General features: G+C 26.0%; 11 protein-coding genes. 6 read left to right on the plus strand and 5 right to left on the minus strand.

Translation table 11 applies throughout. The annotated features are described in order from the left end of the window. Window positions 1-31: 31 nt before the first annotated feature. Together HNQ06_RS02005 and HNQ06_RS02010 are read right to left on the minus strand one after the other, a co-directional pair. Complete coding sequence (locus HNQ06_RS02005; RefSeq protein ID WP_184107286.1) at window positions 32-1,351, minus strand: tetratricopeptide repeat protein; 1,320 nt, start codon at window positions 1,349-1,351, stop codon at window positions 32-34. Next, the gene (locus HNQ06_RS02010) at window positions 1,344-2,861 is read right to left on the minus strand and encodes a fibronectin type III domain-containing protein (protein WP_184107287.1); all 1,518 of its coding nucleotides are present in this window, start codon (window positions 2,859-2,861) and stop codon (window positions 1,344-1,346) included. Before HNQ06_RS02010 ends, HNQ06_RS02005 begins: the two co-directional genes overlap by 8 nt. Before the next feature lie 121 nt (window positions 2,862-2,982). Between HNQ06_RS02010 and uvrC the strand changes: the two genes are divergently transcribed. Beyond that, window positions 2,983-4,794, plus strand: a complete 1,812-nt coding sequence (gene uvrC, locus HNQ06_RS02015; RefSeq protein WP_184107288.1) for an excinuclease ABC subunit UvrC — start codon at window positions 2,983-2,985, stop codon at window positions 4,792-4,794. Window positions 4,795-4,828: 34 nt separating this feature from the next. Here uvrC and HNQ06_RS02020 read toward each other — a convergent pair whose 3' ends face one another. After that, on the minus strand, window positions 4,829-5,452 hold the full coding sequence (locus HNQ06_RS02020; RefSeq protein WP_184107289.1) for a hypothetical protein: 624 nt from the start codon (window positions 5,450-5,452) through the stop codon (window positions 4,829-4,831). 3 nt (window positions 5,453-5,455) lie between these two features. Beyond that, entirely contained in the window at window positions 5,456-6,445 is a 990-nt protein-coding gene (gene holA / locus HNQ06_RS02025) for a DNA polymerase III subunit delta (protein WP_184107290.1), read from the minus strand. 56 nt (window positions 6,446-6,501) lie between these two features. On the opposite strand from holA, the gene HNQ06_RS02030 reads away from it, so the two are divergent. Next, a complete protein-coding gene (locus tag HNQ06_RS02030; RefSeq protein WP_184107291.1) occupies window positions 6,502-7,653 on the plus strand; it encodes a lipid galactosyltransferase in 1,152 nt (383 codons plus the stop codon). Here the strand turns inward: HNQ06_RS02030 and HNQ06_RS02035 are convergent. After that, on the minus strand, window positions 7,650-8,492 hold the full coding sequence (locus HNQ06_RS02035) for a mechanosensitive ion channel family protein (RefSeq protein WP_184107292.1): 843 nt from the start codon (window positions 8,490-8,492) through the stop codon (window positions 7,650-7,652). The two genes, HNQ06_RS02030 and HNQ06_RS02035, sit on opposite strands and share 4 nt — an antisense overlap. A 207-nt stretch (window positions 8,493-8,699) precedes the next feature. Here HNQ06_RS02035 and HNQ06_RS02040 point away from each other — a divergent pair, with 207 nt between their 5' ends. Genes HNQ06_RS02040 through HNQ06_RS02055 form a run of 4 tightly spaced genes read left to right on the plus strand, consistent with a single transcriptional unit; the run spans window position 8,700 to window position 11,388 of the window. Continuing rightward, window positions 8,700-9,278 carry a chromate transporter gene (locus HNQ06_RS02040; protein ID WP_184107293.1) on the plus strand — a complete coding sequence of 193 codons (579 nt, stop codon included), beginning with the start codon at window positions 8,700-8,702 and terminating at the stop codon, window positions 9,276-9,278. 22 nt (window positions 9,279-9,300) lie between these two features. Then, window positions 9,301-9,834: a chromate transporter gene (locus tag HNQ06_RS02045; protein WP_184107294.1), complete on the plus strand. Its 534-nt coding sequence runs from the start codon at window positions 9,301-9,303 to the stop codon at window positions 9,832-9,834. Window positions 9,835-9,845: 11 nt separating this feature from the next. Continuing rightward, entirely contained in the window at window positions 9,846-11,105 is a 1,260-nt protein-coding gene (gene rpoN, locus HNQ06_RS02050; RefSeq protein WP_184107295.1) for an RNA polymerase factor sigma-54, read from the plus strand. Continuing rightward, entirely contained in the window at window positions 11,095-11,388 is a 294-nt protein-coding gene (locus HNQ06_RS02055) for an HPF/RaiA family ribosome-associated protein (RefSeq protein WP_184107296.1), read from the plus strand. Before rpoN ends, HNQ06_RS02055 begins: the two co-directional genes overlap by 11 nt. Window positions 11,389-11,393: the final 5 nt, after the last annotated feature.

The following is an 11,393-nucleotide window of genomic DNA, read 5'->3' on the forward strand; positions in this document are numbered from 1 at the left end:
TTAGAGATATTATTATTGTCAACCAAATAAATTATAAATATTGGTAATTTATTCTAAACTCTTTATAAGCTTCTATTAAATTTTGAAAATCCCTAATAGAAATGTCAATTTCAGGCAAAACACATTCTTTATGCAAGATCTCTTGAACCATTTTTTCTTCATTGTTGCTAAATTTTAATTCAATGCACTCATCTTTAATTCTCCAAATATATGTATTTACTCTCATATTGTGATCAAAAACAAAAATAGGATCTCTCAAATTTAAAGAATTGTCAATAAAAAATAAATACTCTAAATACCAATTTACTCTTAAAGATAATGCAAATTCTTCAAGCAGAGTTTCAATTAACATATCCTCACTGGACTCTAATAATTTTAAAAATTTTAAATAAGGCTCTGGATTAAGCTCACAAAGTTTTTTCATGTAAAAATAGGCATCTTCAAGATCACGATTTCTAAGAAAAAATAAGGTTGCATACAAATATATTAAATCTAGATTAGAATAATCATTAACCATTCTCTCAATAGACTTTTTAGGAGAAAATTTTAAAAGCTCAACTGTTGCAATATGCATATTGTAGATTGTATAAATATTTGGAAAATTTAAAATGGCTTTAACATAAGATGTTGTGGCTTGAGTCATGTTGCCTATTTTATGGAAAATAGTTGCCCTATTGTGCCAAATATACTTAGAATAATAAGAATCTGTTAAAAACTTCTCAGAAAGCCTAATTGCTCTGCTTATTTCCCCAATAGAATAGAAATAATACATTAAATAATTAACAACAAAAGCAAGATTGGCATCAAAAAATTTTTTATCTAATTTTAAAAAGTTTGCTGTTTGAAGAGATTCGCTGTTTTTTAAAATCCAAATATTAAGCTTAACTAAAGAATTGTTTTGATCCAAATCTCTAGCCTCAAAAAATAACTTTAAAGCTTCGTCCTTGTTACCCAACATTTCAAATAATACAGCACTATTGTTTAAAGCTTGTACAAAATCAGATTTTTGCTCTTTAGCTTTTAAAAAACAACTTAAAGCAAGTTCATATTCTTTTAAATTGAAATAAAAAACACCTAAATTATAATTCTCAAAAGGGCCTAGATCATCTTTATTTTTTTCAATTTTGCCATAATCTATAAGTTTAACTAAAAAATTATACTCACTCAAAACAACGGGATAAGTATTTAAAACATATAAAAGAGCCTTATAGTCCTTTTTCTTAAAATAAATAAGTGCTTTAAGTGAAAGAGAATCAAAATTCTCATCAAAAACATCTAAATTATCAAGAGAACTTTTAAAATCACCATTTTTATAAAAATTTAAAGCCTTCTCGAAACTAAAGTTATTCATATTTTTTAAAAATCTCCATAGGCCTTACAGAAATTTCCTTTGAAAAAGAAGTTTTATTAACACTTTTATCCAAATTGTAAGCAGCAATACTAATATAGTAAAGTCTTCCGTCTTCAAGTCCTGTAATCTTAAAAGAAGTTTGATTTCCAACATCAATAGGAGAAGTTAAAACACCACTGGTTTTTCCATGATAATTGCCAGAAGTAACGCCAATATAAATGTAATACCCTTCAACGCTACTATTAACAACAGGAATCCATTCAATAAAAACTTCTCTAGAACCTGGAATAACTTTTGTTATCACAGGAGGGAATGGAGCTGCTTCAGGAACATAGGTAATTGACATACTATAAAGAGAAGGACTGCTTACAGAATCTCCACTAGGATAAAATTCAACTTTTATTTGAATATATTTTGATATCTTTGAATCTGGAAAATCTTTTTTAGGATCAAAATGAATCCACGCCCCAGTTAAATTTTTTTTAATATTCCCATGACTATCTGTATCATAAAATACCTTATTATCTAATCTGTAATAATAAACAATCTCTGTATCCTTAGGAACATTGGAATCAACATCAAAGGATAATACTTGAGAATAATATTTAGAAAGCTTAATAGGCTCTGTAATAATGTATCCCATATTTTTTGAAAAAAAAGCATTACTAACCTCTTCAAAGCTTTTATGTATTTCAAAATTCTCAACCGCACCAGTAAAATAAGTTCCCAAGGTAAAATCAATAAAATTACCAATGCTTAATAAATACCCTGATCCTTCCTTCTTATCATCTGTTATATATTCTATTGCCTGAGGTTTAGAATCTATCAAATATTCAAGTATGCCATCCTTTTGCCTATATCTTAAAGTATGTAAATGCCATTTCTTTGGAATAAAATCATCATTACTTTTCATTCTAATTTTGATAGGATTTTTATTGTCTTTTAAAAAGACATTGTTTAAAACCCAAACAAAATTTCCCTCATCGCTTTCCAATCTAATAGACTGATCTACCCACGAATTATTAATCTTTTTATAACCATCCCAACTAAAAATAATTTCTCCTGTAACAGAAGTTGTTCGATATACCCAAAACTTAATAGTAAAATCAGAAACAGTATTGCCTGAAAAAAAGAAAGCTTTCTTTGTCAGCGGCTTAAACTTAACGGGATTTTGATTTGAATAAAAAATTAAAGAGCCATTAGAAACATTACGAAATTCATTTGAAACTCTCAAACTTTTTGCACTAACTAAATAATTTGAAGATGTGTCTTTTAATTTATTATCCCTTCCTATTTCTAAGCGCAAATCAATATTATTCAAATCTAAAACAGCTTTATATCTATCCAAATAAATACCAAGCAAACCCCTCATATCCCTTTCAAAAGTAACATTGTTAGAATCTTGAATAAATTTAAAATTTTTTTTCGAATCAAGTATTAACTTCAATTCTTGAGATAAAAGAATAGAAAAGCACAAAAAAGATAGCAAGAGCATTAAAATTAATCTCATTTTTGACCTTTTATTTGTTATTATTCATATTTTTAAATACCTCAAAACATAAACCAAGCTGCCTTATGTTACAATATTATATCATAAGATGATTTTTAAAATCTAAAAACTACCTGACATTATGAAAGAGAACCCAACAAGTTTATTTGAAAAAGTAATAAAATTACCAACCACAAGCGGTTGCTATAAAATGCTAAATGAAAATAAAAAAATACTCTATATTGGAAAAGCAAAAAATCTAAGATCAAGAGTAAAAAGTTATTTTTTAGAAAAAAATAGCCACAAAATCAAAATATTAATGAAAAATGTAAAATCAATAGAAGTTATTACAACAAATAGCGAATACGAAGCATTGCTTCTAGAGTGCAATCTAATCAAAACCCACAAACCTGATTACAATGTAAAATTAAAAGATGGGAAAGGTTATCCCATGGTCAGGATAACCCATGAAAAATATCCAAGAATTTTCAAAACTAGAAAAATAATTAATGACAAAAGCGAATATTTTGGACCATTTACCAATGTAAAAAAATTAGACCAAGTACTAGATTTCATTAACAAAACATTTAAGATTAGAAAATGTAAAAAAAAATCCAACACTCCTTGCCTATATTATCATATGGGGCAGTGCCTTGGAGTATGCTATAAGGAAAACCTTGAAAAAGAATATCAAAAAGAACTAGATAAGGCAAAATCCATACTAAATGGAAATACATCAGAAATATTAAGTCAAATTGATATCAAATTAAAACTTGCCATACAAAAAGAAGATTTTGAAACTGCTATCAAATTAAAAGAAATTAAAAATTCTTTAATAGAAATCAATAAAATCCAAATCATTACAAAAACCAACAATTTAAACATAGACTATGTACATGTTCATCCAGGAGAAAATGTAAATACAATAATAGTATTAAAATATAGAAATGGAAAATTAGTTGAAAGAGATGCAAACTTTGATGAGAGTATATGTAAAGAAAATGAGCTGATTTTACAATTTTTAATTCAATATTACACATCTATTAATATGATAGTACCAGACAAAATTCATATTTTTCTCAAAGATATCGACACTAAAAATGCTGAAAAACTAATAAATGAAATTAAAAATACAAAAACAGAAATTATTTACAAAGAAACAGAAGAAATTTTAAAAATAATGGAAATGGCCATATCTAATGCTGAATTATCTTTAAGAGAATATGAAAATAAAAGCAACAAAGCACTTGAGAGTTTGAAAATTTTTCTAGAAATGGACAAACTTCCCAAAATAATTGAAGGATTTGACATTGCTCATCTTAAAGGTCAAGAAACAGTAGCTTCTATGGTAACTTTTAAAATGGGAATGCCCTTTAAAGAAAACTACAGACTTTACAAACTAAATTCACTATTAAAAGGAGAAATTGATGACTGTAAAGCAATAAAAGAAGTAATCTCAAGAAGATATTTAGAAATAATTAATAATAACTTAGAACTACCGAATTTGATTTTAATTGACGGGGGCAAAGGGCAATTAAATGCTGCACTTTCTATCTTAAAGGGCTTAAAAATAGAAAACAAAGTTAAAGTCTGTTCGTTGGCAAAAAAACAAGAAACAATATTTTTAACAACTAACAAAAAAGGAATAAATCTACCCCAAGGACATCCTGCTCTTAGGATACTACAAAATGTAAGAGATGAAGCACACAGAAAGGCCAACGGATTTAACAAAAAAAGACGAGAAAAAATAACCCTATTGTATACAAAAATATACGGAATTGGAGAAAAAACAGCCCAAAAAATATTAAAATCAATTGGAACCTATAAGGACATATTGCCTTTAAGTGAAAACGAAATTTCGGAAAAAATAAAAGTAAATATTCAACTTGCAAAAAGAATAAAAGAATTTGCAATAAAAGAAAACTCAATAAAAAATTATAATCAAGATAAATAAATTTTAAACTAGATTATTGTTTATTAATATTTTTTTAAAATAAAACACCATTTGAAATTCCAGGCGATAAAACCAAAAAAAGATCATTAATAAGTTTATTTCTAACCTGTATATTTAAAACATCTCCCAAAAGCTCTATTTTATAATTTTCAGAAGAATTCTTAACTACTCTAAAAAAATGAACAATCTCTGTGTAATCAAAATCATCTAGCTCTCCAATAACCTCATTTATTAAATTGTCAAATATTTTTTTACGCTCTTTTTTCCCTAAATTTTTAATATTTAAAGATCTTCCTTCAATTTTATTTAATTTAGCCAAAAATTTTTCTATCCCGTTTTGAAAGTTAATATTTTTAATAACAACTTCAAATTCAAAACCCTTAAAAATATTTTTTCTACCTATTATCTCATATCTTATATTATTAAAAAACAAAGGATAAAAAATGTAATCGTCCTTTGCCTGAGATTTTAACCCACGGATTTTTGCCTTCAAATCATCATCACTTGGAATATTTAAATAATTAAAAAATATTTCAGGACTGCTTTGAAAATTTTTAATAGAATCAAAAAACTCTATTAAAACAATTTCTGCCAATCTAGATTCAGATTTACAAGACAAAAAGCAAAATAATACAATCCAAATTAATTTTTGCTTCATACATTAAAAATCAAATTTTGACTCTGCAGAATAATGCATTAAAAAATTATTATTAAGCTTTAAAATTGAGAATATTAAAAAATATGACAAATTTTTATGAATATTTTTAGAATAAATTCTCAAATATAAATCAAACTTATATAAAATTTTCAAAACAATTTTAATTTCTGGAATTGAATAATTTTTAATCCCTACTCTATAAATTTTATTTAATGAAAAAAAGATTTTATTTTTATTCAATGCACTCTGCAAGCTACCACATGCATTATAATCTATTTGTACCTTTAATAATCTTTTAAATTGCCAAATAAGACTCATTAAAACATTAAGCAAATCTTCTCCTTGATCCAAAATAGACTTAATCTTGATCAAAGAATGCGTCATATCTTTTCTCAAAATTGAATTAAATAAGGAAAAGGTGTTTTCAAAGCGAATAAAACTAATCCAAGAAGTTATATCTTCCTCATCAATGGTATTGTTCTTGGCAAAAAGTGCAAAAGAATCTATATAAAATTTCAAAATTTTAGTATCTGAATTTAACATTAAAAGCATTAAATTTATTGCAGAATCTGTAATTTTAATATTAAGATTAAAAAAATTTCTTCTCACAAATGTAAATTTATCATCATCAGGAATCTCATAAAAAACTTTTTTTATAAACTTAAGCTTATTTTTAAAATCAATATTACATGTATTGCTATTAGAAATAAAAATAACAGTTTTATTTCTAGATTTTAAAATTGCATTACATACTAGTTCTAAATCTTTTCCTGATTTTAAAAGTTCAGATTCATAAACAATAAAAATTTCTTTTTTTGAAAAAAAAGAATTAGAAAATAGTTTCTCAGCAAATTCTAAAGCTGATAGTTCTGACAAAAAAATTTTAGTAACTGAAACTTTGGATTTAAAAGCATCCATCTTGATTAACAGCTCTTTTAAATAAGCCTCTTTTAAACCCTGCTCATTACCCAACAATAAATAAACCGCTTGCATCAAAGTAAATTATAATCCAAGTGCTAAATATATTATACTTAAGCTAGGAGGAGAATATGAAAGTTGCAATATTTACAGATACATATATCCCAGAAAAAAATGGAGTGGCAACATCAATAAAACAAATTAAAGAGGGATTTGAAAAAAATGGCTATGAAGTTTACATATTTTGTCCAAAATCCAAAACAGCTTTAAACGAAAAAAACGTTTACAGATGTTCATCTATTCAAATAAATAAAAAACTTGATGCTGTAATAGCTTTTCCCAACAAAAGAAAAATATACAAGATAATACAAAGCTATAAACCAGACATCATTCATACTCACTCCGAGTTTTCTATGGGAAAAATTGGGAAACAAATTGCATTAAAACAAAACATACCAATAGTTCATACAAGCCATACAATGTGGGATTATTATTTGCATTACTTAGGAATTTTTAAATATTTTATTAAGCCCGACAAAATGATGCAAAAACATTATAATAAAATAAAATATTTTATTTACCCATCAAGTAAAGCAAAAGAGAGGTATTTTCAACTTTCAAATAATTCTTCTAACTATAAAATAATTCCAAATGGAGTTGACAGAAAGCTTTTTATAAAAACTCTAAGCAAAGAAAAAAAAGATGAAATTTTGAAAAAACACAATATAAAGCAAACAGACAAAATAATCATATTTGTTGGAAGAATAAACAAAGAAAAAAACATAAATTTATTAGTAACACACTTAAAAGATCTTTTAATGCAAAACAAAAATTACAAGCTTATCATTATTGGCAAAGGAAGTGAAGAAAAGGAAATAAAAAATTTTAGCATCAAACATGGGCTTGAAAAACAAATATTGTTAATAGGAACAATTCCATGGGAAGAAATATGCTATTACTACAAAATTTCTGATATCTTTGCTAGTCTATCAAGAAGCGAAGTATATCCAATGACAGTAATAGAAGCATTAACTGCCGGAATACCTGCTATTTTAATAAATGATTATATATATAAAGACGTAATAAAAGAGGGGGTAAACGGATTCTTAATAAAAAAGTACGAAAACTTATCTCAATGTATAGACAAAGTAATAAAAGATGATGAAATACTAAAAACATTTAAACAAAATGCAAAAAAATACTCCACTAAATTTTCAAGTTATTTTTTCACAAAAAAAATTGAAAACTATTACTCAGAAATTATTGCAAGAAAAAATCATTAATATAGTTTATCAAAAGGCACAAAACAAATTGGAAACTTAATTTTCATATCCAATAAAACATTTTTAATAGACTCCCCAATAAAATATTTAAAATCCCAAAAAACCTCTGTATTAACAAAAAATCGAACCTGCAAAACTATATAATAGGGAGTGTACTTTTTGACAATAAGAGTAGGAGAACAAATCTCAACATCAAATTTCTTATTATTGAAAATCATTAAATCTTCTATTTTATCTTTTAATAACCCAATGTTCGTATCATAAGGAACTTGAAATGAAAACACAACCCTTCTTCTGGGATTTGCCGAAAAATTAACAACAAAATTGGATGTAAGCTTGCTGTTTGGAATTTTAATAATTTCTTCGTCAAATGTTTTAAGTGTAGTAAAAAAAATTTGGACATCCTCAACCAAGCCTTCAACATCTCCACATTGAATATGATCTCCACACTTGAAAAACTTAGAATTCAAAACAATAAATCCACTAACAAAATTAGATAAAATACCCTGGGCAGCAAGTCCAATGGCAAGCCCTAATGATCCAAATACAGCAATAATAGATGTTATAGGCACTCCAAGATATGGCAATATTATTAAAACAATAACAAAGTCTGTTAATATTTTGAAAAAAGATTTTAAAAAGTTAAAAACTGTAACCTCTAACTTCTCCTCTAATCTGGACTTTTCCAAAGTCTTAAATAAAATTTTTCCCATTTTATTAACTATTAACTTTAAAAAATACCATAGCGCTATAGCAATCGAAACTTTTAAACCATAACCTACCACGCCCTCAACAATATAATTAAAATAATCTTGAAATATAAAAAACTCCTTAAACAAATTAAACTTTCCTTCCAAGTTTTACATAAATTAATTGAATTATAGCACGAAAAACAAACAAGCCTTCCAATAAAACCCCTAATAAACACAATAGGTCAATGTTTTAAAACCACAATAAAGCATGTTTTCATCACTGCCATTCAACAACAAAATGAACATTACAACAATATTTGTGATAGAATTAGTATTCAAAGGTTTTTACTAAATTTGACAAAACAAATGTATAAAAAGAAACAAAAAAAAATATATGAAATTCTGGACTTGTTTTTACTTGTCTTTAAAACAACAACACTTACAATTGGCGGAGGATTAATAATTATATCTGAGCTTAAAAAAATATTTGTTAAAAAAAGAAAAATAATATCTGAGGACGATTTTAACAAAATACTAGCAACATCAAATGTTATTCCTGGAGTTACGGCGATTAATTTTGTGTTTCTAATAGGAAGAAAATTTGGGGGTTTCCCATGCGCACTTTTGCTCGTTGTTGCAGGAATTTTACCTTCTATTATTGCAATAATAATGGTTTTCCTGTACCTAAAATTAGTACCAGACAACATACATGTTGAAAAATTTCTCGAAGGTGCAAAAATATCTTCAATTATCATAATGATAACCGTTGTTTTAAAATTTTCAAAAAAAATGTTGAATAATTCTATAATAAAATGGACAATATGTTTTCTTGTAATTTTTGCAATCTTTAAATTAAAAATAAGAATATCATACATATTGTTAATTTTCTTTTTAGTATACACATTTAAATATATAACAATAAAAAAATATTAACTAAATAGAAAAAGGATATCGGTTGATTTTAATAAATTTATTCATTACATTTTTAAAAATCGGATTATTAAATTTCGGAGGCGGCAATGGAATTGCAGCAATAATAAACAACGAAATAATTAATAATAAACATTGGATAACAAAAGAAGAATTTGTTAATATGATTACAATATCAAGAATAACCCCAGGGCCTATTGCAACAAACATAGCAACATACGTTGGAATGAAAACTGCAGGAATTGCAGGAGCAATAATTGCTACAGTAGCATTAATAACAGCTCCAATAGTAATCATGATCATAATCCTCTTAATACTGCACAAAATCGGCTTTCTAAATTATTGCCTAGAGAATCTAAAACCTATTATTGTTGCACTATGGATAATTACAATAATCATTTTACTTGAAAATACATATTTAAAAATAGAAAACAACAAAACAGAACTTTTGAGAACCCTGGCTATTGTGGGAATTAATTTTTTTATTTTATTTTTTTATAATAAAATAAGCCCAGCATTAGTAATTATACTTAGTGGGGTTTTTTATACATTAATATAAATATTATAAATATGATTAAACAAAAATTAAAATTATCCCAAAATTTAAACTCAATTCAAATACAAACAATAAAAATATTAGGCCTCAATCAAAAAGAATTAACAAAGCTTATATTAGAAGAAAGCGAAAATAATGAATGCCTAGAAATAGACCCAAATAAAATATTTTTTGAAACATTAAAAACATATCGATTTAAAAAAGTTTTTTATAAAGAAGATGATGTGATAAAAAACCAACACGACATGGTTCTTGAAAAAACACAAACAAACACTTCTTTAAAAGAACACCTGTTACTACAATTAAGAATTCAAAGAATAAATGAAGATGAAATTAAAATAGGCGAAATACTAATAAACAATCTAAACAGCAAAGGTTTTCATATAACAAACCCTTACGATCTTTTTAAAAAGGAAGAAAAAGAAAAAGTAAAAAAAATAATTGAACTTATTCAAAAATTTGATCCAATTGGAATTTGTGTCCCCAACATAATAGAATCGTTAATTTTGCAAGCAAAGCATCATAAATTAGAAACTAATATTATTAAAATTCTTGAAAAAGCAGAGCTTCTTGAAAAAACTCAAGAAAAGTTAAAAGAGGAGCTCAAAATAAGAAGCAAAGAATTTAACACGGCTTTAGAAATTATCAGACAAAAGCTTAACCCCAACCCAACACTCGAATTTAAAGACCCAGACGACACCAATTTCTATGTCGATCCAGATATATTAATAATAAATCACAATAATAAATTTAAAATCAAAATTAAAGAAGTTAGCATCTTTAAAAAAGAACTTAAAAGGACAACTGAAAATCTCCAAAAACAAAAAAAAGCAAAATGGTTGATCGAATCCTTACGATATAGAGATGAAATACTTGCAAAAATAGGAATAGCTATATATACATTGCAAAAAAAATTTCTAAGAAGAGGGTTTAAAAGCTTAAGGCCAATGAACTTGAGCATTCTGTCAGAAAAAATTAGTGTATCAAAATCAACAATATCAAGAGCAATAAAAAATAAATACTTAAAATGCGAATGGGGTACAATATTAATCAAAGAGCTTTTTAGCTCTGTTGGTGGAGCAAAAACAAATGAATTTTCAAAATTAAGCATTAAAATAACAGTAAAAAAGTTGTTAGAAGCAAATAAAAAGATGTCAGACAAAGCAATTTCTGTTATACTGAAATCCAAAGGAATCTCTATTTCTAGAAGAACAGTGAACAAGTATAGAAATGAATTGAAATCTGAGAAAGGGAGAACATATTATGGAACCTAAAATTCAAACGGTTAATTATAGCTTAAATGAGAATGAAAAAAATTTTATTCTCAAAAAGCTAGAAAAATTTGATACTCATATCAAAAAACATGTTGATAATTTAAAAATTACAATTAAAAAAGAACATGAGCTTTTTGAATTGGACGCACATATTCACTTTAATTGGGGGAAAATAATACATATAAGAGAAGATGACAAAATACTTCTCAATCTTATTGATAGCGCAATAGCAAAACTTTATAAAACAGCAACTAAAGAGAAAGAGAAAAAAAACAACAAATAAGATAA

This window comes from Borreliella lanei, from assembly GCF_014205895.1.
In the GTDB taxonomy this organism is placed as follows: domain Bacteria; phylum Spirochaetota; class Spirochaetia; order Borreliales; family Borreliaceae; genus Borreliella; species Borreliella lanei.